Here is a 23,292-nt window from a genome sequence, read left to right as displayed (position 1 = left end):
GATTTAAAATTGCTAATAGTTTGTGTAAAGAGTAAAACAGAGAAAATAGAAATTAGATCGTAAGTAAAAATGCAAAAACTGGATAAAAGGTAAAATAAAAATTCAGACAAAATTTAGTAAAATCCAGACAAAAACTGAAATGAATAAAACCAAATAGAAGCTGATAATTATTCAACAAAGAATATCTATACATAAATAAATAGTTAAAAATAGTTATAAATAGTTACAAATCATTAAATATAGCTAACCCTAGTCAACCATAGTTAAAAACAGTTAAAAACAGTTAAATACAGTTAAAAATTGGAGTGATCAGAGAATAATCACTCTACTTCTGTTCCCAACGCTAAGTTCCATTTCTTCGTTCAACCCATACTTGGCATAAGCGTCAATGATCTGGATCTCGGAGTCGATATCCAGGTCCTCTATCACATAGGCCTGTTCTCCCCAGAGAGTTAGCCGGATACTGCCTGTTTCGTCCTTAAGCTGCAGGTTTGCGACCACACTTTCGGTTCCGTCTTCCTTCTCAAATTCTCTTAGTTCTCCGATTTCGGAAACTTTTCCCTGGACAGAATAACTTTCTCCCGGGATAATGTCGGTAATGTCAGTAAATTTCTCCCTGTACTCAACCTTTTTTTCACTTCTTTGAATTATTCCTCTGGCTCCCAGGCTGAGTTCCACCTGCTGGCTGAAAGTGTTTTCCCGGGAATAAGCATTGAGAACTTCCACGGTTTCATCGAATTCAATCTCGTCAAGAAAATCGGTTTTTTCGTCCCAGAGTGTAAGCCTGATTTTGCCTGTGGAATCGCCCAGAAGGATGTTTCCAACCCTGCCGGCGGAGCCGTCTTTTTTCTCGAAAGTTCTGACTTCTGAGATATCAAGTATCCTTCCTGAAATATTGATATTATTCATGTCAGCTTTTATGTCTTCAACAGGGGTAAACTCTTCTTTATATTCGATTTCCTTTTCGCTTTTCCTGATTATGCTCCTGTTTCCTATTTGCAGCTCCACTTTCTGCGTAAAGGCATTTTCACGGGCGTAAGCATTGATCAGTTCAACAGTGTCCCCGTACTCAATCTCGTCAAGAAAATCGGTTTTTTCGTCCCAGAGAGTTACTCTGAGTGTGCCTGTGGAATCCCCAATCATCAGGTTTCCAACTCTCCCGCTGCTGCCGTCTTTGCGCTGGAAAGTCTTGACTTCGGAAACCTCCAGCACCTTTCCAGTAAGGTTTAGGTCTCCCATTCCGTCTTTTATGTCCTTTATATTCTGGTTGCTCGAAGCAACATCAACTTCCTCTTCACTTTCGGTCAGGACTCCATTATTGCCGATGTTAACTTCCACTCCGGAATAGCCCTGCTTTGCATAGCCACTGACCTGAACGGTTTGCCCTACCGTTATTTTTCCGTTTTTAATCAGGTCTGCCATATTGTCCCACAGGGTTAACTTTACTTTTCCGGTTTCGTCTCCGACGATCAGATTTCCAACTCTACCTATAGTACCGTCGTTCCGGGTAAACTCCTTGATATCAAAAACCGAAACAATTCTTGCAATAAAATTAACAGGTCCGCTCTCGGGTGTAATATTTTCTATTTTCACGCTGTCCATGCCTGCATCCGAGAATCCCAGTTCATTGGCAACCAGCATGGCAGCCATCGCCTCATCACAAAGCCCTCCCATATTCTCGACCTTTTCCTGTGTGCGCTGCAGGAAATCCTCTCTACTGATGACATGGCTGAGCTTCTTATAAATAGTATCAATATCGGTCATGGTACTCCCTTGAATGTTTAATACTTACCTTCAGTGTTTGGTGGTTCTTTTCTTCGATATGTATTCTTGCCTTAAATATCAGGTGTTTGTCCCTGAAAGACAGTTCTTATTAGTGTTATTTTGAGATGTGAAGCTTTTTGGAAATCTGATATATTTCAGGTGAAAGCTTGAGGTGAAAATTCAGAACAAATATTTTCAAACTTAAGATAAAATATCTTCCAATTTCATATGAGAAATCACCAGGTTCTATACGTCCTTTCATTAATGCATAATAAGAATATCCCTAAAAATTAAATATTATTTGGTAAGTCTTTTTCCTTTTTTGGTTATCTTTTTAAAGAGCTCTTGATACGGTATGTAAAGTGTCTTACTAAAGGCTACTGTATGCAGGGTGAAAGTATTCAATATTAGGTATGAGATTATCTTGTGTGCTGGGCGAGTATCTTGAGAGTGATTCTTTTGAGTGAGTGGCTTTTATTTTAACTCACATTTTGGAAAACATAATAAGTTATGCCGGTGCTTTTTATCGTGTGAATCTGCTTGATGAGAATAAATAACGTCCAGTTCCTTTCAAACATGGCTAATGTTCTCTCGCTGCTTTTTATTCCCGTTTTTGCCGCATCACTCGGTGCCTCTTATATCGAGATCGGGGTTATAGTGGGGATCTATTCTGTCACAACCCTTCTTTCTTCCTTTATTTTCGGAAGGCTTGCAGACCTTCACCACCTGCGTACAGTGCTTCAGGGAAGTTTTGGGTTTGCTGTAGTTGCCTTTTTTCTTCAGGTCTTTGCCACCAATCCTTCTACCCTCATGCTTGCAAGGGCTCTGGCCGGTTTCAGTGTTGGGATTCATCCAGGGGCCCTGATCGCCTATGCCCATTATCAGAAGCAGAGCCTTGGAAGGTTTATTTCTCTGGGTTCTCTCGGCTGGATGGCGGGTTTTCTTCTGGCAGGGGTGATAGGGGTAAGAATGGATCTGCTTTTTGGACTTTCATCTCTTTTTTATGCCTTATGTTTCCTGCAGGCTTTCAGGTTAAAAGACATTGAAAAACCGCAGCTGAATATTTCTTACTTTTCCCTTAACACACTGCTGAAGAATTCAGGGACCTATTTCTCTCTCTTCCTGCGGCATACCGGAGCCGTCGGGGTCTGGACTATTTTTCCCCTCTATCTCCGGGAGCTCGGAGCAGGCGCCTTCTGGATCGGAGTTATTTATGCTATAAATCCTGCAGTCCAGTTTCTGATAATGCGCAGGCTTGACCCGTTTGAAAACGAAAAGCTGATCCGTGCGGGCTACCTGCTCTCAGTGGTCGGTTTTATCAGTTATGCCTTTGCCTCCTCCTATCTTTACGTCATCCCCGGGATGTTCGTCGTTGCTTGCTCCTGGTCTTTTCTCTATGTGGGTTCAACCCGCAGGGTTGTGGAACTGAATCCGGATAAAGCTACAGCAGCAGGTCTGATCAACTCAATGATCGGGGCTGCAGGGGTTGTGGGAGCCATTCTCGGAGGAGGCCTATCCCAGCTTTTCGGCTTTAGGGCGACAATGTTCGGAGCTGCCATTTTCTCCATTTCAGGCTTCCTGTTCTACAAAACCCTTGGAAGGGCCGCAGGCACGGGGATAACAGAGGATGAGGGATAACTGAGAGAATAACTGAAAGGTAGAGAAATCAGAATTTTGAAGGTAAAGGCTTAAAATTCTCTTATCAAAAACTAATTTTAAGAAATAAAGCAAATTAAAACAAAACCTTATTTATGGTAAAGTTTCATTATGTACGTGATACTATGATTCGAAAATGCACTGATCACGGCTATTTTAGAGGAGGCAGCTGTCAGCAGTGTAAATGCCCTGGTAGATACGTGCTGGACGACGGCAGGGAAGAAAAGCTCGGCAGGTTTGTATCAGGTACTCTCCGGCATTTCCCGGCATCTGCAGGAGTTAAAATGGACAAATACGGTTGGGTGGACCTTAACACCTTCTGTGACGTTATGAATAAACGTTATAACTGGATGAGAAAAGAGTACCTTTATGCCCTTGTGGAGTCCGATGAAAAAGGAAGATATCAGATCAGCGGGTCTATGATAAGGGCACGTTACGGACATTCTGTTAACATTGATCTTGACTACGAGGAAAGCGATACTCCATACGTGTACTACGGGGCAAGCCCGGAGGAAGTTGATGTACTGCTCGAGAACGGAATTTTCCCTATCAAACAGCGCTATGTTCATCTCAGTACTTCATATGAAAAGGCAACTGAAGTCGCCCTGATCCACACTGAAAGTCCTGTGATCCTGCAGGTTGACGCCTTTAGAGCTCAGGATGACGGAATTTCTCTAAAGCTTGCAACGGATTACATCGTACTCGCGGAAAAGATACCACCTGAGTACCTGTTTGTACTCGAGGACTAATTTCTCCTTACTGGTTTTTCTTACTTTTTTTCTCACTGTCTTTTTCCTTACTCATTTTTTACTTATTTTCATCTGTTGTTTTTTCGTGTCATTTTCTATTTTTTTCCTTTTTCTCCTTTTTTCCTTTAATCAGTCTACTGATACTTCAAAAAGGCCCTCTTTTTCCTCTATCCTGAATTTCACATCAAGAAACTGTTCTGTGACCCAGATGTTTGTTGCCGCATGCAAAGTCAGCTCACGGACCGTGTAAGAACTGTTTCCTGCAAGTGCCATATACGGGATCAGCTGATCTGCCAGATGTACATCTACAGAGGCTTCTGTTCTGAGTTCCGAGATGAGCTCTTCTGCAGCGCGCCTGCCAACCTTTTCAGCAGGCAGTCCCCTTTCTCCAAGGGCACTTCCTCCGCAATAACCGGACCAGAGGGTTATCCCGCTTCCTGTGGAAAGTAATTCACAGGACCGGACCTTGATCCGTGAACCGTATCCGACTTCAAGAAGCATGGATTCGGCAGCTTCAGCCTGGCGGGATGGCACATGTGCCGGAAGATTCGATGCATGTGAAATTCCCATGACTTCTTTCCTCTGGTTTTGGTTCTCCCCTCCTTTTTGGTTTTCCTCTTCTATTCGGTTTTTTCCGGCTCTTTTGTTTTCTCCTTCCTTTCGGAAATGAAAACCACGAAGCTTACAGGGTTCAAAAACAGCTGAGACCTCTCCTCCCCCCCTGGGATAGTAACCGCGATTTTTCAGGGTCACGCTGCCTGCATATCCAAGTTGTTCAAGTGCCCTGAAGGTTACATGCTGAAGGTAGTCGATTGTCGGTGACCAGGCAACGTCAGTTCCTCCACGTATCGTTATTTCGATTTTTTCTTTTGCAAAAGGCAGGGCTGGCATAAGGCTTTGCAGAAACAGGGTTATGCTTCCTGCGGTCCCGATATCAATCTCATATTTCCCCCCCTTTATTTCCACTGGAGCAAAAAATAACTCTGAAGAACCCGGAAAAAGCCCTGAAACCCGTGCTTCGCAGATCCTGGCTGCAGTTTCCAAAGCTTTCAGGTGCTGTTGTTTCAGGCCGGGATTAGGTCTGTTTCTCCTTATGTTCGTAACCTTTATTTCTTTTCCAGTAACTGCAGAAAGGGCAACAGCTGTCCTGACTACCTGTCCTCCTCCTTCCCCATATGAACCGTCAATTTCTATCATTTCCCTCTCTCCTTATTTCACTCCGTTTTTCTCGTCCTGTGATTTAACCATATCTTTCATCCGAACTCTTATCCGGGTCCAGTTCATTTGTTTTCTCCTTCCGCATATTTCTGACTGCGTCTTTTACAGCTGGCATGAGCGGATCCACAAGCATGGAAACTGGAGGCGCATAGCAGGTTTCAAGGCTAAGAAGGTCTTTGATTGTTGTTTTCTTTCTTATTGCAAGGGAGAGGGCATCGATTCTTTCCTTTATTCCTTCTCCACCTGCGAGTTGCGCTCCTGCAAGGCAGCCGTCTTTAAAATGGAGTTTTATATAGAGATCTTTTCGACCTGGATAGTAGGAAGCTCTCGTGCGCCCGCGGGAAAATCCGGTTACAACTTTTATCCCCTGCCTTTCCGCCTGTTCGGGTGTAAACCCAACTCCTCCGAATTGCAGGTCTCCAGCAACAGCTACCCAGGGGTCAGCAAGGGGCCCGAAAGTAGAGTATTTGCCTGTAATATTATTTCCGATCACATCTGCCATACGCCGTGCAGTTGTGCCCAGCTGGCTGAGCCTGCTTTCCCCGGTTACAAGGCCCGTAACTTCCGCACATTCGCCACCTGCGTATACATGGGGGAGAAATTCCCCTCCTGCCTTTACCTGAAGCATTTCATTTACGACTATTCCTCCTGCTTTTCCAATATCTATCCCTGCTTCTCTGGCAAGGTATACTTCAGGTTTTACACCGGTTGCCAGGAGCACAAGGTCTGCAGGAAACTGCCTGTCCTTTACAAATACAGTTTTTTCTTTCCAGAAATTTTCAGGTAAAAATATAGGTTCCCCGGTAATAACTTCCACACCGAGGGCTTCAAGGTGTGCCCTGACAATTGCAGACATCTCGGAATCAAACTGGCTGGAAAGCAGGTCTTTACTTCTGGTTATAAGGATAGTTTTAATCCCTCGCTTTGTTAGGGCTGAGGCACATTCAATTCCTATTGTACCTCCACCTACGATGCATACTGTCCGGGCGGTTTCAAGGGCTTTTCCAAAGAGCATGCCGTCAGTAAGGTTCCTGAGCGTGAAGATTCCGTAAGGTAGAATATTTGCCTGGCTTTTGCGAGATATAAAGGGCAGGCTCCCTGTAGCAATCATAAGTTTGTCAAAAGGATAGGCTCCTTCTCCTGTCAGGGCGACCCGCCTGGTCAGGTCTATTGACCTCACTTTCTCGTTCAGTTTCACATCTATTTTTTTTTCCCTGAAAAAACCCGGGGGTTTTACAATCAGTTTTTCAAAACTTTCAATTTCCCTGCCCAGAACAAAAGGAATTCCGCAGTGACTGTAAGCTGTGTGGGAATCAGATGAAAGCACAGTTATTTTAAAGTCACTCTGCCTCCTGATCTTGGTAGCAGCTGCCATGCCACAGGCCCCACCTCCTATAATGACCACCCTTGTAAGGTTTTTATCTATCCTGGCCTGTGCGGAGACTTTTTCAGGGACATCTTCCTGAACTTCACCTGCGGTTTGAATAACTTTGCCTGCAGCATCCTTTACGCCAAAATCGCTTCCCATGCTTTTTATAATGGTGTTTCGCGCCTATTATAGGTTTTTAAAAGGAAAAGAACCTTCAACATCCGGAGAGCCTTCAACATCCGGAGCGTCTTCAGTACCTGGGGGGATTTCAGATGATCTGGAAAGACTTTAAGTGTCCTTCAATGTCCTATAAATTAAGTTTAATCGAACATCTTTCCTGAAAATATCCATTTGAAGGTGTTTTCCAGAAAACAAAAGAGAAAGATAATGATTTTATGGGGGGGGTGAACGAGCGAGTTGGGAGTGGGGGGGTTAATACATAAAACAGTGTATTTGTCTCGCTCGTTCAAATTTTTAGACGTTCTTTGTTTTATATATACTTTTCTAAATTTTTCTAATTAACTCTTTTTTATGAATTTTGAGAACATTTCCAGATGTCATTATCCTTAAATTTATCAAGAATGAATTAAAATAATTCAGGGTTAACTAACCTTTTAAATAACCACAAAGTTCTTAAAGCCTGCAGGCATTAAACATATGAATTTAAGACATGTGACATACAGGATTCCTGTTTCTCCGAAGTTGCTTTAAGGCGGGCGGGAGCTGTTCTGTCAGGTCATATCATAAATTAATTACTTCATCCATTCATCACCTACCGGATTCGTAAAGAATCTTACGTAACTAAACGTATGCAAACTTAATAGAAATTTCAGATTATACATGTTACCAATTCAGGGCTAATACCATTCAGTCCAAAAATAAACCTTATACTTATCACCCATGAAGTAATAGTCAAAAAGTGCTTTCAATAAACCTGATGCATTTCATTCACTGCTTTACCACTTATCGTTTAGGGATACTTGTTTAATCAAAAAGGCGTCTGGCACACTCTAGCTGCTCACGCCTCAGGTTTATCCCATCTCTGGGAATATCTCTGGAAGTCTTCAGTTATCAGGTATATTGAATGGTAAACACATTATTTGACTTGGGATTCTGAGAGTTATTTCAGATCCATCAATAAGCTTATGTTAGGGCAAATATTTTCGGGCAGATGCAAAAAGCCTCCGTGGATATTGTGGAGGTATACTGTTATACTTTGGTCGAAAATCAGGAATAGCTCTATCTTTGAGAGCTTTAAAACCAGGCTGGTACTTATCTGGCGATTTGCCTTGCAGGTAAGATTTCATCAAGCAACAGTCAGGAAGTATTCCGCCGGTTTAATTATCCTGGCATAAGCGCAACAGGCAGTTGCAGGCAGGTTCGGAACTCCTCTTTCCGGTTCATAGGGTTCATAGTAATCCTCAATTATGAAATCTGTCTTTTCAAGGGTGTATTATCTCTGATCTGGTTTTAAATCTGATTTTTACTACTATTTTTGCATTTTCTGGCCCTTTATGGTATCCAGTACGTTTCCAGGATATAGAGGATAGGTTTGTACTACCAGAAAAGTACTATGAGCCTGAAGACGGAAAAAGAATTGTATGCCGGAATTGTTCGGGTGTTAAGGGTGATTTCCCGTCGATTAATTAAAATAATCACCAAAGAAAAAACGTTCGTAATACATCGTTCGTAATACATCGTTCGTAATACATCGTTCGTAATACATTGTTTATAATACATCTTTCATGATAATTCTTTATAATAGTTTGGGAGAATTCACATGCAAAATACTGATACTACAAAATACATTATTCATTCTAAAATCAATGCTGATGGGGTAATTGAGCGTCCTGATATCGTAGGCGCAATTTTTGGTCAGACCGAAGGGTTGCTTGGAGCCGATCTTGATCTGCGTGATCTGCAGAAGACCGGAAGGATCGGCAGGATCGAGGTAATGGTTACCGCCAAAGGTGGAAAAACCAAAGGAAATATCTTTGTTCCTTCGAGCCTTGATAAAGTAGAGACGTCGATTCTTGCAGCATCTCTGGAAACCATTGACAGGGTAGGTCCTTGCAGTGCCAAAATTGAGGTTTTCCAGGTCGAAGATGTAAGGGCTGTAAAGCGCAAAAAAATTATTGAAAGGGCAAAACTCATCTTCACGAAAATGTTCGATGAGACTGTGCCCGAATCTCAGGAACTTGCTGACGAAGTCCGGCAGTCCGTAAGGGTTGACGAACTGACTTATTATGGCAAGTCAAGGATACCCTGCGGGCCGAACGTACTCAACTCGGACGCTATCATTATTGTTGAAGGAAGGGCTGACATCCTGACCCTGCTTCGCTATGGTATAAAGAACACCATCTGCGTGGGCGGAACTAACATTCCACCTGAGGTCGCTGAACTTACTAAAAAGAAAACTGTAACTGCTTTTACTGACGGAGATCGGGGTGGAGAACTCATTATACGTGAACTCCTGCAGGTGGCAGATATCGACTATGTTGCCCGCGCTCCAGATGGCAAGGGTGTAGAAGATCTTGTCCAGAAAGAAATAATCAGGTCTTTGCGCCGAAAAGTTCCAGTGGAACAGATTATTGAGAAATACGGAATCCAGGAAAAAGAAACTGAAGATAGTGCCTGCAGGCTGGAACACATTTCCAAGAGAAAGATAAGAGCACCTGAAGTTGCTCCCAGAATTGCGGAGAAGAAGTTACACAAACGTGTGAAAGTTCACAGGGTATCCTCAAAGACAGACGTTTACGAAGAGGAATCCCCTGAAGAAATGGAAGTGGCGGCTTCTGAGAAAACTTCGGAAAAAGTTCCAGAAAGGCCCTCTGAAAAAACTCATGCAACGGTAGAAAGAGTTGAGGCAAGAAAGACTGTCTCAAAGCCAGTTATAGCAAGAGCAGTTCCAGTCACCAGGGTTTCCAGAGGAAAGGCCTCAGCTGAGAAGGTTTCAGCTGAGAAGGTTTCAGCTGTGAAAGTTCCTGGTGGAGAGGCCGTAAGGGTTTCACCCGCTCCTGCCAGACAGGCTCCGACTCCTCTCTCTCCTGAAGCGGTGAGGTTCAGACCGCATGTAGACGCCCTTAAAGGAACATTGACGGCAAGGATTCTGGACTCTGAAGACCGGGTAATAGAGGAAATGGCAGTCAGAGACCTTGCAAGCAGGTTAAAAACCTACAAAGACAATGTGAAAAGTGTAATTTTTGATGGTGTAATTACTCAGAGGCTCGTTGATATTGCTTCTAGTAATGCAATCAAGAATCTTGTAGGGGTAAAAATCGGAAATCTTGCTAAAGTTCCTGCAGATATGGAAGTTATGACCTCCAACATGCTCTGAGCAGGTCTTTTTACTTCCTTTCTTCATCTTTTTTATTTCTTTTCTTGTTGTTTTAAAAAAATCGTTTATTTACGTCTGTTTTTCTTCATAGAGTCAATTTTTCCCTGAAAATAGGGTACCGTACCCAAAAATAATTCCAATAAATATATGCCATTGAGTATATTCTCCTGGTCAGGAACTAATTATTTCACTGTTCTTATTTTATGTGTATCATTTATATATATCTCCGGGGAAATCACTACGATTTGGCATGGATTCACACTATATTACTAAAATTCACACTCTATCCTACAATTCTTCATCATTTATCATTTACATTATATGAAAAAATTTATTAACAAAAACTAGGAAACAAATTTCCTCGGGTAATTCTTTTATTCGGTTCAAGATAATATTTAATTGATCTTGTAAAATTGTAGGTGTTTAATTGAAAAATTGTAGGTCTGTTCGCTATGCACAAGGAAGAACTGATACAACTGCACACATATATGGCTCAAATGAAAAGATACTTTGAGAGGCACGGTGTAACGCACGAGTTCGATGACTACAAGGCTTTATCGATAAGCCCCGTCCACATCCACAGGAGCAAGGCGGATCACAAGCGCGCAATTTTTATTTTGGGAGGCGAGCTTGCCACTCTCATGTCACGGGATGACCCTATCTTCGAGGAAGCGTCTACCCATATGAGAGATTCTTTGAATTCCGTCATTAAGCTCATCGGTAATAACTGATAGGGCCCTTGATTGTAGTAAAGAGTTCGTTGTTCGATAATATGGGTTCGAGATATTTTTGTTTTGAGATCAAGAGGCGGTATGGGTGCAGATGCATTTTCATAACCATACCGTCTTCTCCATCTGAATAATACTTTTTTTCAGTCCAGCAGGATACGAATCCTATCGATCTGTATAATTTTTGTGCGTCAGTGTTACTGTTTCTTACTTCCAGTCTCGCGTATCTAAGCCCGTTTGCAACAAAAACGTCACATATGGCATGAATAAGTTCCGTGCCTATTCCCCTTCCCCGATATTCTTTTTTTACGCCAACGGAAAAAATATGCCCTTCGTTTTCCGCGGAACGGTAGCCCACTACATACCCTACTACTTTTCTATCATGTTCCGCAACAAGGAAGCCGTCTCCAACCATTTCGTAAAAGTTCATATACACCAGGGAATTATGTTCCGAAAAAGCCTCTTCTTCAATTTCGACTATTTCCTGGAAGTCCTCAGGTGTGAAACGTCTTATCATAATATCATTATATATTCCTGCCATTTTATTACTTCTTCGAGGGAAGACCAACTCTCTCAAGGAAGCCTGTATGGCTTTCTGTTCTATATATTTTCTATTCAGGAATATCTTTTTTTGGCGCAGGCTCCGCGCTTCTGTAATGTTTTACCGGGCTGAAAATCAGGCTAGATAATCAGCTTTAAAGTTTTCAGCCCCAAGGTCTTCAGATTTAAAGTTTTCAGGTTTAAAGTTTTCAGGTTTAAAGTTTTCAGGTTTAAAGTTTTTTAACATGCCGGACGTCTACAGCAACACCTCTGCCTGATTCTTCCATTTCTCTCCCGCTCATCATAGCCCTTCCTACACAGAGAGCTTTTTTCCCGAGAACTATTACCTCATCATTTGGTCGTATTTCGGGGTCTGCTTCAAGCACGCCAGGGGCAAGAATGGAACCGCGTGGGACAAAGTCGTCAATCTTTACCACATATTTCTCACTTTTTAGTACCAGTTCCGCTCCTTCAGGAGAAAGGGCAAGCATCCCGTACTGCGGGATTAAAGTTGCAAGCTGTTTTTTCCCGGTAAAGAGCTGGTACTTCGGGAAACGGCCTTTAACCATGGGGTTTCCGACTTCTTCCGAAAAGAGAAACTCTGCGCCTTCTCCGAATTGATAGCCTGCAACCGCCTTTACGAAATTCTTCTTCTCTTCTTCAGCATTCTGTTTTTTCTGGCTGAAATTCTCGGAAATGCAGATAGATTCAACAGTATTTTTCAGGTTCGAAAGAGACTCATAGGACGTGAGACTTTCCCCGGCAGTATATACTATGTCAATCCCCAGTTTTTCAGCTACCCTTTCACAGATCTCCCTGTATGCCCCTTCCACATGGGCAACTATTGTTTTATACTCGTGTTTTGAGAGATAGGCTTCAAGGCATCCGGAAACCCAGGCTTTTTCATCTTCGTCCCAGTGTCCCGTAACCGCAGTATCGTAATGGGCTGCCGGGTAGGTTAATTCGAGTTCTCTGGGCACAATTCCCAGGGGTGAGGTTATGATTACCTCGTGGACAAACTTCCGGTATTTTCCAAGGGTAAGGATGAACTTCTGGTGGGACTGGGAAATTGAATAGGGTTTTTTAGCTGCACACGGGAGGAGCAGGAGGATATCAAGATCCGGAGGTGCATACCTTTCCTGCACACGCTGTGCAAACCTGACCACTTCGATCCTTGAAAGGGCTTCGGAAGTATCTGCAAGGAGCTGGTTTTGCCGGAAAGCGGGAACTCTTTCTTCAAGGTAGGAATATTCGAAATCCCCAAAGCGCAGCAGGGCTGTAAGCCAGGGCCTGACCCTGCACTGTCCTTCCACGTACTCCCGCAGTGTCCCCGCCCTAATTTTTTCGCGGACAAGAGCAAGTTCGGCGTCAAGGGCGTCTCTGTTATGGGCTGAAAGAAGCTTTGCCCTTTCGGCTCTCGGGAGAGTTAGAAGCTCTGCGGGCGTTGTGGCGGCACATACCCTGCACCTGCAGGGAAACTCTACCAGTGAGTCAAGATAGAAACTACCTGCAGTTGTAAGGTAGATGTCAGAATAGGCTGCAATTTCTGCCTTTGTATCATCCATAACATCTATCCCGATGTAGGCGAGCATTGCTGCATTTTCAGGACGGGCCAGGTTGGGAGCATAGAGAGCAGTATCCGGAGGGATCTGGTTTTTCAGGTCTATTAAGGATTCCAGAAACCGTCGAGCGTTATTTTCCAGAGTCCCTGTCCCTTCCATTATGTAAAGGTCGCTCTTCTGAATCTCTCCTTCTGCTCTAAGAAAAGAACCTGTAGGACCTTCATCTTCAGCATTTCCATCACTTGTGGCAGTAAATGTTTCTACTTTATTGAGTGATTCTGTTGGAATGGCAGGCGTATAAGTCTGATGGGGAAGGATTATGAGAGTCCCCTTTCCTGTTTTCTCACGAATTTCCTTTATGCGTGCTGCAAGTTCTTTCCGGTCAACAGTCCAGAGGCTGCCTGCATCAACAATAGATCCAGGGTTTTCAAGGTTTCCTAGTGCTGCCGTATGCAGGGCACAGGGAGTGCGGAGTTCGGGAGAGAGCAGGAGTTTTCCTATACGTGCTGCTCCATCTCTATTTTCTATTTCAAAGTACTGTGTCATATTTGTCCTCTTATGTCTATCAGGATGTAAAGGTTTGCCCTGCACATTTTTCTGAAAAAGTTCTTATCTCTCTTTCTTTTTCCTTACTTTACCTTCACTTTAATCTGAATATTTTTCCTTACCTTCACTTTAATGAAAAGCTGTCAATTTTCTTCTATTTTTTAAATAGATCTCAGGAGGAAGGAGGATGGTATATTCTTATATATTATTAATATTGATTATCTGCTGCAACTTATCTCTCATTTCTGTCCCAACTGTGGCAGAACTTTCTATTTTTCACATCCGAATTCCAGATTTGAGGTCTATAATGGATATAACTGCAGAGCTTCGAAAAATCGTTGGCGAGCGGCTCTCGGTCTCGCCTTCTGAACTTTATTGTTATTCTTCTGACGCATCCCAGGTCAAAGGGATGCCTGATTACGTGGTACGCCCTACAAGCACGGACGAAGTCAGCCGCATTGTCAGGCTTGCTTATGAAAATGAAATCCCCGTGACTGCAAGGGGAGCGGGCACCGGACTTGCCGGAGGCGCAGTCCCTGTTGGAGGGGGCATTGTGCTGGACATGTCGGGAATGAACCGCATTCTTGAAATCGATATTGACAACATCCAGATAGTCGTGGAACCGGGAGTAATCCAGGATGTCCTTAATGACGCCTTAAAGCCATACGGCTTTTTCTTTCCCCCTAATCCGGGCAGTTCTGCCATGTGCACTATCGGGGGCATGATCGCTTATAATGCAAGCGGAATGCGCTGTGTCAAATACGGCACCACCAGGCACTATGTTCGCGATCTGGAAGTGGTGCTTGCTGATGGGGCTGTCATTCACACAGGCTCAAAAATGTTGAAATCCGCTGCAGGTTATGACCTGACTCAGCTTATTATAGGCTCTGAAGGCACGCTCGGAATCGTCACTAAAGCCAGCCTGAAGATCGCGCCTCTTCCCAAGACCCGGAAACTTGTAATCACTTCGTTTAGAAATGCTGAGATTGCAGGGCAGGCAGTTGTAAAGACTTTTTCAAACGGGGTCATCCCCTCAGCCTGCGAGATCCTTGACAGGGTTTCCCTGCAGGTGCTTAAACGCTACGATCCGAAACTTGTGCTTCCCTCGGAGGGCGATGTAATCCTTTTCGAGGTCGACGGCACCGAAAACTCGGCGCGTGAGGCTGCAGAGCAGATTATAGAGGTCTGTTCTCCCCTTGCCATCTCCATAAAGCTTGCGGAAAGTGAAAAGGAAATGGCCGATATCTGGGCAGCCAGAAAGCTTGTAGGGGCTGCTGTTTCCCGCCTTGATCCCACGAAAACCAGGATTTATGTGGGGGAAGACGTGGGAGTTCCTATAAAGAAGATTCCGGAACTACTCAGGAGAGCACAGGAAATTTCTGAGAAATTTAACCTGCCTGCCATGAAGTACGGGCATATTGGAGACGGAAACCTGCACCTTGCCCTTTTCATTGACGTCCTTAATAAGGACGAGTGGGATCGCTTGAACCGGGCTGCTGATCTGATCCACAGGACTGCAATAGAACTTGGAGGTACGGTAAGTTCCGAACACGGTGTGGGGGCTGCCCGCGGCCAGTATATGGAAGCCCAATGGGGTCCGGCCCTTGAGGTAATGCGTGCAATCAAGAAAGCCCTTGACCCGAAAGGAATCCTGAACCCGGGCAAGCTGGGGTTGTGAGAGCCGTGAAAAACGAAGGAAAAAAGGAAACTAAGAGAGCAGAAGAAATGAAAGAAAGTGGAATAAGTGAGGCCAGAGAGAAAAGTGAGACTAACGGCAAAGAGCAGCCCTTTGAAATTGACCGCCGTTCGGTTTATAAATGCGTGCAGTGTGGAACCTGCCGTTCAGTCTGCCCGGTCTTTGATGTAGTTGGCTGGGAGTCCGCCAATACACGCGGAAGAATGCTTATCATTAAGAGTCTGCTCGAAGGAAGGCCGCCGTCAGAAGATGTCCTCTCAAGCCTTGCTTCCTGCACAACCTGCGGGATCTGCGCTGCCAAATGCCCTGCCGGAGCAAACCCTCCAGACGTAGTGGAAGCTGCCCGTGCCCAGCTGGTAAAATGCGGTGTGACAACTGAGGCCCAGGAAAAACTGAAGGCTGCGATTACGACCAGTGGGAACTCTTTTGGGGAAACACGAAGTCGCCAGCACTGGCTTTCCGATACAGAACGTTCAAACCTCCCGGAGAAGTCTGACTATGTCTACTTTGTGGGTTGTTTCGACTCCTACCGTTATCCGGAATTTGCAAAAAAGACTTTTGAGGTTTTGCAGCGCTTTGGAGTCACCCTCCTGCCGGACGAGCAGTGCTGTGCTTCTCCCCTCCTCCGTACGGGTTTCCGGGAAGCTGCGGGGAAGATTATGGAGCATAACCTTGAGCAGATCCGGAAGGTAGGAGCTCACACCGTCATCACGGGCTGCGCCGGTTGTTACACCACTCTCAAAAACAACTACCCCGAAGAGCTCAGGGTCATCAGCCTCCCCGAGTTCCTTGCCGAACACCTGGAAGAACTGAACCTGAAGCATCTTGACATCACAGTTACCTACCACGACCCCTGCCATCTGGGCAGGCACAACAAGGTATATGACGCCCCCCGGAAAGTTATTCAGGCTATCTGCACTCTCAAGGAGATGAAAAACATCAAAGAAAACTCCCGCTGCTGTGGCGGTGGGGGCGGAGTCAGGATAGGATATCCCGACATCTCCCTTGCACTTGCAAAAAAGCGTATTGAAGACGTGCCCGAAGGCGTGGACTACCTCGTCACCTCCTGCCCCCTCTGTGTGAGAAACCTCAGAGACGCAGGTGGGGATATCGAGATCATCGATATTGTAGAACTCGTGGCAATGGCACTGGAGTGAATTAGCTACTGATTTGTGGTTGATTTTTTTCCGGGCCGGTTTTCATTCCGGCTCAGTAATTCCTTTTTTGCTCCTGAGAAGAGGTTTGTTCCTGATGTAAAATCAGTAATTGTTTTTTTGCGACTTCTATTTTTTAATTGTAAATATCACAGAATTTTTATCTTCCTGATTTTATCTTCCTGAGTGGACACAATGATAATCCGTCCGCTGTCGGTCAACGCTATATTTTTATTTCTTGAAGGCGACTGTTGTTTATTGAGCAATACAGACAAACGTAAGCTTTAGGAATTTATGGGAGGATAGGATCTATGAGTTGTAAACCAATTAAGTTTCAGAACGTTCCCCCTGATGTGTTTAAATGTATGAAGAAAAAGCTTCAGGACTATGATATCCATGTCCCACCGGGAAACAGAGGGGAACTTTCGGGCAAGGGGGTCACTGCAGATTTTGAATGGGATGGGACGTCTTCCCTTACCATCACAATCACGGAAAAACCATTTATTGTCAGCTGTGACACTGCAGCCCGGAAAATAAAGGCTTTCGTGAAAGAGTGCCACGGTTCCTGAAAGCATCCGGATAAAGTTTCTTCGGACAGGAGGAAAGAAGGAGATGGGTGAAAGGAAACTGGACACGGAGGGGTGCCAGGGGATCAGGTTTAGAAATGTAACTCCGGACGTGTTTTCCTGTCTGAAGAAAAAACTGCAAGCATATGGGATAAAGGTACAGCCGGGAAACTCCGGAGTGCTTGAAGGCAACGGTATAGTTGCCCACTTTAGCTGGGATGGGGGGAACAACCTGCTAATTGAGGTCAAGGAAAGATCCCTGGATACCTACTGCGGGCAGGTAAGCGGAAAACTGAGGTCTTTCTTGCGTGAGTGCCAGGGGTACTGAGGAAATTAGCAAAATCTGCTCATTCCCTTCATTCCCAAATTCAGGATAAAAAAGCCTATTAAGCCTTTTTAATAAAATTTATTCTTTCTTCTTATCAAACAATTATGGGCATTTCCCACAAGGTCGAGCCTTCCTGCTTTTTCCAGGGCTTCATATACGAGTTCATAGTTTGCAGGACTCATGTAGTGCATCAGGGCTCTCTGCATGGCTTTTTCTTTTTTGCCCTTCGCAACGTATATTTTTTTGCCGGTGAACGGGTCAAGCTCTGTGTAATACATGCAGGTCGATACTGTCATCGGTGTTGGGGTAAAGTCCTGTACCTGTTCTGTGTAGCCCCCATGGTCCCTCACATACTCTGCCATTTCGATCATATCTTCAAGGGTACATCCCGGGTGTCCTGACATCAGGTAGTTTACTATATACTGTTCCTTGCCGCATTTTTTGTTAAGGACTGCAAACTTTCCGGAAAATCTCTCATATACTTCTTTCCCTGGCTTGGACATTGCATCGGTTACTCGCTTTGAGAAATGTTCAGGCGCAACCCGCAGCTGCCCGCTTATGTGGTGGGCGCAAAGTTCTTCGAGGTACTCTTCATCCTCAAGAGCCAGGTCGTAGCGCACTCCGTAGCCTGTAAAGGCGTGTTTGACGCCGGGCAGGTTGCGCAGGTTGTGGAGGAGTTCGAGCAGTTTTTTATGGCTTGTGTCAAGGGCAGGGCAGATGCGGGGGTAGAGGCAGGCTTTATCCAGGCAGGCCCCTTTTTTCTCCCAGCTTTTGCAGCCCATGGCGTACATGTTGGCAGTGGGTCCGCCGACGCCGTTGATTATGCCCTTGAAGTCCGGTTTTTCCGTAAGCTTCTTTGCTTCCCTGAGGACGGACTCGATGCTGCGGCTTGCGATCATGCGCCCCTGATGCTGGGTGATGGCGCAAAAGGCACAGCCTCCGAAACAGCCTCTGTGCGTTGTCAGGGAGAATTTTACCATCTCAAGGGCAGGGATGGGCTCGGGGTAGAAGGGGTGAGCTTCGCCTGTAAACGGTAGCTCATATACATGGTCAAGCTCCGCTTCTGTCAGAGGGCGCGTGGGCCTGTTCTGCACAATAACGGTTTTCGGGTGAGGCTGGACAACACCTTTTCCGGTGACCGGGTTCTGTTCCATGAAGTATGTGCGGAAAGCATTTGCAAAGTCTGCTTTGTCCTGAGAAACTTCGGTAAAAGAAGGAATTTCTATGTATTCTTTGAAAAATTCGGCTGAGCTCGTAGCTACACCTTCAGCTACATCCCGAGCCATTCCCTCGGCTGTACTTACTGATTCTCTCTCCCCTTTTTGTTCCCGTTTGTCCTGTTCCTGTCCATCCTGTTCTTTAGCGGTCTTTTTGTCCTTTTTGAGTTCTTTCCAGGCTTTGACTTCCATCTTCCAGACCGTGCCGGGGATGTCTCTGATCTCCCTGATGTCTTCTCCGGCTTGAAGGCGCTTTGCAATTTCTACAATCTGGAGTTCTCCCATTCCGTAGACAACGAGGTCTGCAGGGGCGTCGGCCAGAATTGACTGCCTTACTTTGTCCGAAAGATAATCGTAATGAGCAAAGCGCCGCAGGGAAGCTTCAATTCCTCCAAGCACTATCGGCACTTCGGGGAAAGCTTCTTTTATCCGGTTTGAATAAATAATCACGGCGCGGTTTGGACGAAGCCCTGTTTCGCCTCCAGGGGAATATGCATCCTTATCTCGCGGCTTAAGGCCCGGAGTCAGGTTGCTGACCATTGAGTCAGTGTTTCCTGCGCTTACGGAAAAAAAGAGTCTGGGTTTTCCAAGTTTCTTGAAATCCTCGGGATTATCCCATTTTGGCTGGGCAATTATTCCTACCCTGAAGCCGACATCTTCAAGGACCCTTCCTATTATTGCAGTCCCGAAACTGGAATGGTCTACATAGGCGTCTCCTGTAATCAGAATGATGTCAAGTTCCTTCCAGCCGCGAGCTTTTACTTCTTCAGGGCTCATCGGGAGAAACTTTGATACAGGGAGAGCTGGATAAAAGCTTTTTTTCTGCTTTTTTTCCTTCTTTTCGGTTTTAGTTTCAGGCCTCAATTCGGATTTTTTCCCTTTTCCCGCTGAGGTTTCAGGAACTGTCCTTTCGGGTTTTATTGAGGTCCGAGTCCCGGATTTTATTTCTTTTCCGGTTTCTACTTTTTTTGGAACAAAAAAACTGGTTTTTCTGGCGGACCTTTCTCTATCCGGTTTTTTCTCCTTTTCTTTATCTGTTTTTTCCAGGTTGAATTTTTTATTTCCTCTCGGGACTGCTGTATCTTTTTCCATAATCTGCTTCCGGACTTCCAGTCTTTTAATCTTTTTCTTCCAGTCTTTTAATCTCTTTTTCTTATTCGCTGCCTTCAGACTCCCATCATCATCTTTAGCATTGTATAAGAAGCCAGGATCTGTTTGTTCCCGTCCCTGTCATTCGGGGCTCCATGCCCTGAGTACAGGTTTTTTACATCGAGTTTTGTGAGTTTTTCTACGGAACCAAGCATTTTGTCAGGCTCTGAACCTTCAAAGTCCATTCTTCCAAAACCTCCGCCTGGAAAGACGGTGTCTCCTGAAAAGAGGTTTTTTGAGACGGGTTCATAGAGGCAGATGCTCCCTTTTGAATGGCCTGGTGTGTGAATGACTTCGAGGTATTCCCCGTTTCCTATGGGAATTTTGTCCCCTTCTTCATAGATGACTGTTGGTCTTACAGCCGGAGCGCGGTCTCCGAAGAGCACTGAAACACTTAGATACTCGTCGTTTACGCCTTCAAGGTCTGCCCTGTGGATTCCAACTTTTGCTCCACTCTTCTCTGCAATTATTGCAGCTGCGGCAGTGTGGTCATAGTGGCAGTGGGTCAGGACGATTAATTCAAGGTCAGTAAGCTTGATAGATTTTTCCAGCTCCCTGATGATCAGGTCACTGCTCATTCCCGCATCGATCAGGACTTTCCCGTTTACAAGGTAGACACTGGAATCATAGGCGGTGGGGCAAATATATCGGACTTCCATATTTCTTCCTCTTCTGTTCCTCTTTCTGTTTTCTCTTTTTCCCTTCTTCTTTCCTTTTTTCTTTCTTTTTTCTCAGAAACTATTTTAAAACCTTAGATGCCGAAAACCCTGCGCGCGTTTTCAGTGGCAGCCTTCGCAATTTCTGCAGGTTCCATTTCCTTAAGCTGCGCTATAACAGGGATCGAATCCACTATATACGCAGGCTCGTTTCTGCCTTTGCGTGGGGAGAGGAAAGGACTGTCGGTTTCCAGGAGCAGGTTTTCAAGGGGTACCTCAGCTGCAAGGGCCTGGTGATGTTCGGAAAAACAGACAAGGGTAGCCAGGGAAATATAGTAGCCCGAGTCCACGATTTCCTGCATGGTCTCAAGGGAACCGCTATAGCAGTGATAGACTACGGTATCCATCTCTTTTACTAGTTTAAGGGCTTCAGCTTCAGCCATCCGGGCATGTACTACAAGAGGTTTGTCCAGATTTTTTGCGATCTCGATTACTTTTTTGAACGAAGCTGTCTGTCGTTCACGTTCTTCATTTGTTTTGCAGTCCTGAAAGTCCAGGCCGGCTTCTCCGATGCCCACTGCGTTTCCTGCATTAGCCTCTATCTGGGCAATGATGGCGTCTATATCTTTATCACTGCCTTCCCTGCCGATGTCAGGGCTTAGCCCCAGTGCAGCATGGATATCCTCATTCTTTTCCGCAAGCTCAAGACTTATGCGGTTGCCTTTCAGGGAAATTCCGGAGTTGATCATCCCGATAACTCCTGCTTTCCGGGCACGGAGGATAGTCTCTTCCCGGTCTGGGTTGAATTTGGGAAAATCAAGGTGACAATGAGAATCAATGATCGGATAAGGCATGGGTTTGTATTCCATTTCATTTTATTTTACTTTATACATGCTTGAGGAATACAAACCCGAAAAACTAACAGGTATCAGACCTTATCCGGTTTCAGGCTTCGAGCTGTTACTTCCGGTATCATTCTCCAGCATTCTCCAGCTCTTTGGCCCTTTTCTCTTTGCCTTTTAACTTTTTTCTTCTTTTTTATACAGCAGGTTCATAGCGTTTACAAGGGCTTCCACGGAAGCCATAACTATATCCGGGTTTGCGGACCGTGCTGTTACAATCCTGCCCTTTTCGTTTTCGAGACCTATGTACACATCGGCAAGTGCATCTGCCCCACCGGTAATAGCATCGATCCTGAAATCCTGAAGTTTGAAATGGTTGCTTTCGCCGAGGATATCCCTTACGGCCTTGAGGGCGGCGTCTACAGGGCCAACTCCGGTTTTTGCTGAAATGATTTCTTTTCCGTCGATATCAGCTTTGACCACAGCTGTAGGTGTGAGGATGTTTCCTGTCATGACGGATACTTCTTTGAGCTTGATAAATTCTTCATCAGAGCTTGCTTTTCCGAGCACTGCAGAGGCAACTGCATAGAGATCGGCATCTGTTATCTGTTTACCTTTGTTTGCGATTTCTTTGATCCTGAACACAATCTCGTCAAGCTGCTTTTCATTGGTTTTTATGCCAGCAGACTCAAGGGACTGTTTGACTGCATGTTTGCCTGTGTGCTTTCCAAGGACGATGCGCCGTCTGTGCCCGACCATTTCCGGGGTCATTATACCTGGTTCGAAGGTGTCGGATTTTTCAAGTACTCCCTGGCTGTGGATTCCCGATTCATGGGAGAAGGCGTTTTGCCCTACCACAGGAGTGTTTGGCGGGAGTCTGATTCCGGTGTAGTTTTCAATCATTTTCGAGGTTTCGAGAAGGTATTCTGTCCGGATATTGGTTTTTACACCGTAGATTGACGTCAGGCTCATCACTGTCTGGGAAAGGTCAGCATTTCCTGCCCTCTCTCCAATACCGTTTATAGTGACCTGTACCTGAGATGCCCCGGCTTCAACGGCCATAAGGCTGTTTGCTACTGCAAGCCCGAAATCATTGTGGCAGTGTACGTCTATTGGAATCGTTATTTCGGCTGCAATGTCTTTTATTTGTCTGTACATTGCAGATGGAACCATGATTCCTACCGTGTCTGGCACGTTAATGATATCGCATCCTGCCTCCTGGACCGCCTTGAAAACCTCTATGAGATATGCAGGGTCGGTTCTGGTGGCATCCATTGCAGAAAACATGCACTTCAGCCCGTGGTCTTTGATGTACTGGACAGCTTCCACAGCCAGTTGAATTACTTCTTCCTGGCTCTTTTTAATGGTATATATCCGCTGTACCTCCGAGGTCGGGACGAAGGTGTGCACAAGGCCAACATCACTTTCAAAACAGGCATCGATATCTTTTTTTAGTACACGAGCAAGCCCACATACTATGGTATCAAGCCCTGCATTAGAAATCGATTTTACGGATTCTTTATCTCCTTCTGAAGATATGGGAAATCCGGCTTCTATTATGTCTACCCCTAGTTTGTCGAGTTGATGAGCAATTTCCAGCTTCTGGGTCGAAGTCAGGGATACGCCCGGGGTTTGTTCTCCGTCACGCAGTGTTGTGTCAAAAATAGTTACTTTTTTATTCTGCATGGGTTCGATGTAAAAATCGATCCCTTCTTTCAGTGTGTACATCCATAGTAATCATCAAATTGAATGTACACTTCTGGTATATAAACATCATGTCGATGTTTAAATATTTAGTTGAACTTTACTTCTTTGAGTTTTCGATCGAACACTATTTATAGTAGATGCTCCATTCTAGGGTTGCTTCTCGGGCGTCACAAGACATCCCGAAAGTGAAAAACGGAATTTGAAAAACGGAACAGGTATCTAAAAACGAATCTAAAAAACGTAATAAGAGATGCCTGAAGGGATTGTTTTTACAAACAATCACTACTAAAAACGGACGTCGGTAAGGATTCAAAAGTCCAACTCTTTTGAAATCTTTTGACCCTCCAATTTTCCTCTTTCAAATTTGTTCAACCTTCTTTGAAGGGAAAAGCTTATATACAAGACACGTCTTGTATGTATCCCTCACACAGCTCAAATGTGTGGGTTGAAATTCAAAATCTCTTTCATCTTTTAATGGAGACAGGAGTTATTTTTTCTGTCTGACGAG

Annotated in this window: 17 protein-coding genes; 8 read left to right on the top strand and 9 right to left on the bottom strand. The window is 44.8% G+C overall.

The window, feature by feature from the left end:
* Nucleotides 1-309: 309 nt before the first annotated feature.
* Complete coding sequence (locus EO98_RS00140; protein WP_048139535.1) at nt 310-1,764, bottom strand: OB-fold nucleic acid binding domain-containing protein; 1,455 nt, start codon at nt 1,762-1,764, stop codon at nt 310-312.
* A gap of 543 nt (nt 1,765-2,307) precedes the next feature.
* Between EO98_RS00140 and EO98_RS00135 the strand changes: the two genes are divergently transcribed.
* On the top strand, nt 2,308-3,402 hold the full coding sequence (locus EO98_RS00135; RefSeq protein ID WP_048139533.1) for an MFS transporter: 1,095 nt from the start codon (nt 2,308-2,310) through the stop codon (nt 3,400-3,402).
* A gap of 143 nt (nt 3,403-3,545) precedes the next feature.
* Nucleotides 3,546-4,169: an RNA 2'-phosphotransferase gene (locus EO98_RS00130; RefSeq protein ID WP_048133518.1), complete on the top strand. Its 624-nt coding sequence runs from the start codon at nt 3,546-3,548 to the stop codon at nt 4,167-4,169.
* A gap of 129 nt (nt 4,170-4,298) precedes the next feature.
* Here EO98_RS00130 and rtcA read toward each other — a convergent pair whose 3' ends face one another.
* Together rtcA and EO98_RS00120 are read right to left on the bottom strand one after the other, a co-directional pair.
* Nucleotides 4,299-5,366 carry an RNA 3'-terminal phosphate cyclase gene (rtcA, locus tag EO98_RS00125; protein WP_048139531.1) on the bottom strand — a complete coding sequence of 356 codons (1,068 nt, stop codon included), beginning with the start codon at nt 5,364-5,366 and terminating at the stop codon, nt 4,299-4,301.
* Nucleotides 5,367-5,409: 43 nt separating this feature from the next.
* Nucleotides 5,410-6,915: an NAD(P)/FAD-dependent oxidoreductase gene (locus EO98_RS00120; protein ID WP_048139529.1), complete on the bottom strand. Its 1,506-nt coding sequence runs from the start codon at nt 6,913-6,915 to the stop codon at nt 5,410-5,412.
* A gap of 1,621 nt (nt 6,916-8,536) precedes the next feature.
* Between EO98_RS00120 and dnaG the strand changes: the two genes are divergently transcribed.
* Together dnaG and EO98_RS00110 are read left to right on the top strand one after the other, a co-directional pair.
* Entirely contained in the window at nt 8,537-10,093 is a 1,557-nt protein-coding gene (gene dnaG / locus EO98_RS00115) for a DNA primase DnaG (protein WP_048139526.1), read from the top strand.
* Nucleotides 10,094-10,545: 452 nt separating this feature from the next.
* Complete coding sequence (locus tag EO98_RS00110) at nt 10,546-10,824, top strand: UPF0058 family protein (protein ID WP_011024502.1); 279 nt, start codon at nt 10,546-10,548, stop codon at nt 10,822-10,824.
* On the opposite strand, the gene rimI is transcribed toward EO98_RS00110, so the two are convergent.
* The gene (gene rimI, locus EO98_RS00105) at nt 10,808-11,338 is read right to left on the bottom strand and encodes a ribosomal protein S18-alanine N-acetyltransferase (RefSeq protein ID WP_048139573.1); all 531 of its coding nucleotides are present in this window, start codon (nt 11,336-11,338) and stop codon (nt 10,808-10,810) included. The genes EO98_RS00110 and rimI overlap by 17 nt on opposite strands.
* A gap of 253 nt (nt 11,339-11,591) precedes the next feature.
* Complete coding sequence (gene arcS, locus EO98_RS00100) at nt 11,592-13,469, bottom strand: archaeosine synthase subunit alpha (protein ID WP_048139524.1); 1,878 nt, start codon at nt 13,467-13,469, stop codon at nt 11,592-11,594.
* 307 nt (nt 13,470-13,776) lie between these two features.
* On the opposite strand from arcS, the gene EO98_RS00095 reads away from it, so the two are divergent.
* The 4 genes from EO98_RS00095 (at nt 13,777) to EO98_RS00080 (ending at nt 17,213) form a co-directional block, all read left to right on the top strand.
* A complete protein-coding gene (locus tag EO98_RS00095) occupies nt 13,777-15,147 on the top strand; it encodes an FAD-binding oxidoreductase (RefSeq protein WP_048139522.1) in 1,371 nt (456 codons plus the stop codon).
* Between the two features lie 47 nt (nt 15,148-15,194).
* On the top strand, nt 15,195-16,322 hold the full coding sequence (locus EO98_RS00090) for a (Fe-S)-binding protein (RefSeq protein ID WP_048139571.1): 1,128 nt from the start codon (nt 15,195-15,197) through the stop codon (nt 16,320-16,322).
* A 308-nt stretch (nt 16,323-16,630) separates the two neighbouring features.
* A complete protein-coding gene (locus EO98_RS00085) occupies nt 16,631-16,888 on the top strand; it encodes a hypothetical protein (protein WP_048139519.1) in 258 nt (85 codons plus the stop codon).
* A 43-nt stretch (nt 16,889-16,931) separates the two neighbouring features.
* On the top strand, nt 16,932-17,213 hold the full coding sequence (locus tag EO98_RS00080) for a hypothetical protein (RefSeq protein ID WP_048133510.1): 282 nt from the start codon (nt 16,932-16,934) through the stop codon (nt 17,211-17,213).
* Between the two features lie 68 nt (nt 17,214-17,281).
* Here the strand turns inward: EO98_RS00080 and EO98_RS00075 are convergent, their stop codons facing one another.
* The 4 genes from EO98_RS00075 to EO98_RS00060 form a co-directional block, all read right to left on the bottom strand.
* Nucleotides 17,282-19,207, bottom strand: coding sequence for a YgiQ family radical SAM protein (locus tag EO98_RS00075; protein WP_048139569.1), 1,926 nt, complete (start codon nt 19,205-19,207; stop codon nt 17,282-17,284).
* 389 nt (nt 19,208-19,596) lie between these two features.
* Nucleotides 19,597-20,238 carry an MBL fold metallo-hydrolase gene (locus EO98_RS00070; protein ID WP_048132378.1) on the bottom strand — a complete coding sequence of 214 codons (642 nt, stop codon included), beginning with the start codon at nt 20,236-20,238 and terminating at the stop codon, nt 19,597-19,599.
* A 92-nt stretch (nt 20,239-20,330) separates the two neighbouring features.
* Nucleotides 20,331-21,104, bottom strand: coding sequence for a TatD family hydrolase (locus tag EO98_RS00065; RefSeq protein WP_048139518.1), 774 nt, complete (start codon nt 21,102-21,104; stop codon nt 20,331-20,333).
* Between the two features lie 150 nt (nt 21,105-21,254).
* Nucleotides 21,255-22,805 carry a 2-isopropylmalate synthase gene (locus EO98_RS00060; protein WP_048139515.1) on the bottom strand — a complete coding sequence of 517 codons (1,551 nt, stop codon included), beginning with the start codon at nt 22,803-22,805 and terminating at the stop codon, nt 21,255-21,257.
* Nucleotides 22,806-23,292 lie beyond the last annotated feature (487 nt).

The sequence above is a fragment of the Methanosarcina sp. 2.H.T.1A.6 genome, assembly GCF_000979455.1.
Taxonomy (GTDB): domain Archaea; phylum Halobacteriota; class Methanosarcinia; order Methanosarcinales; family Methanosarcinaceae; genus Methanosarcina.
Note: the sequence above shows the minus strand (reverse complement) of the source record. Positions and strands in the feature narration are given on the sequence as shown.

Bases quoted from the DNA above. Each gene is read 5' to 3' on its own strand.
- rtcA (WP_048139531.1), bottom strand. From the start codon at position 5,366: ATGATAGAAATTGACGGTTCATATGGGGAAGGAGGAGGACAGGTAGTC.
- dnaG (WP_048139526.1), top strand. From the start codon at position 8,537: ATGCAAAATACTGATACTACAAAATACATTATTCATTCTAAAATCAAT.
- EO98_RS00140 (WP_048139535.1), bottom strand. From the start codon at position 1,764: ATGACCGATATTGATACTATTTATAAGAAGCTCAGCCATGTCATCAGT.
- EO98_RS00060 (WP_048139515.1), bottom strand. From the start codon at position 22,805: ATGTACACACTGAAAGAAGGGATCGATTTTTACATCGAACCCATGCAG.
- arcS (WP_048139524.1), bottom strand. From the start codon at position 13,469: ATGACACAGTACTTTGAAATAGAAAATAGAGATGGAGCAGCACGTATA.
- EO98_RS00080 (WP_048133510.1), top strand. From the start codon at position 16,932: ATGGGTGAAAGGAAACTGGACACGGAGGGGTGCCAGGGGATCAGGTTT.
- EO98_RS00070 (WP_048132378.1), bottom strand. From the start codon at position 20,238: ATGGAAGTCCGATATATTTGCCCCACCGCCTATGATTCCAGTGTCTAC.
- EO98_RS00130 (WP_048133518.1), top strand. From the start codon at position 3,546: ATGATTCGAAAATGCACTGATCACGGCTATTTTAGAGGAGGCAGCTGT.
- EO98_RS00065 (WP_048139518.1), bottom strand. From the start codon at position 21,104: ATGGAATACAAACCCATGCCTTATCCGATCATTGATTCTCATTGTCAC.
- EO98_RS00095 (WP_048139522.1), top strand. From the start codon at position 13,777: ATGGATATAACTGCAGAGCTTCGAAAAATCGTTGGCGAGCGGCTCTCG.
- rimI (WP_048139573.1), bottom strand. From the start codon at position 11,338: ATGATAAGACGTTTCACACCTGAGGACTTCCAGGAAATAGTCGAAATT.
- EO98_RS00090 (WP_048139571.1), top strand. From the start codon at position 15,195: ATGAAAGAAAGTGGAATAAGTGAGGCCAGAGAGAAAAGTGAGACTAAC.
- EO98_RS00110 (WP_011024502.1), top strand. From the start codon at position 10,546: ATGCACAAGGAAGAACTGATACAACTGCACACATATATGGCTCAAATG.
- EO98_RS00075 (WP_048139569.1), bottom strand. From the start codon at position 19,207: ATGAGCCCTGAAGAAGTAAAAGCTCGCGGCTGGAAGGAACTTGACATC.
- EO98_RS00120 (WP_048139529.1), bottom strand. From the start codon at position 6,915: ATGGGAAGCGATTTTGGCGTAAAGGATGCTGCAGGCAAAGTTATTCAA.
- EO98_RS00135 (WP_048139533.1), top strand. From the start codon at position 2,308: ATGAGAATAAATAACGTCCAGTTCCTTTCAAACATGGCTAATGTTCTC.
- EO98_RS00085 (WP_048139519.1), top strand. From the start codon at position 16,631: ATGAGTTGTAAACCAATTAAGTTTCAGAACGTTCCCCCTGATGTGTTT.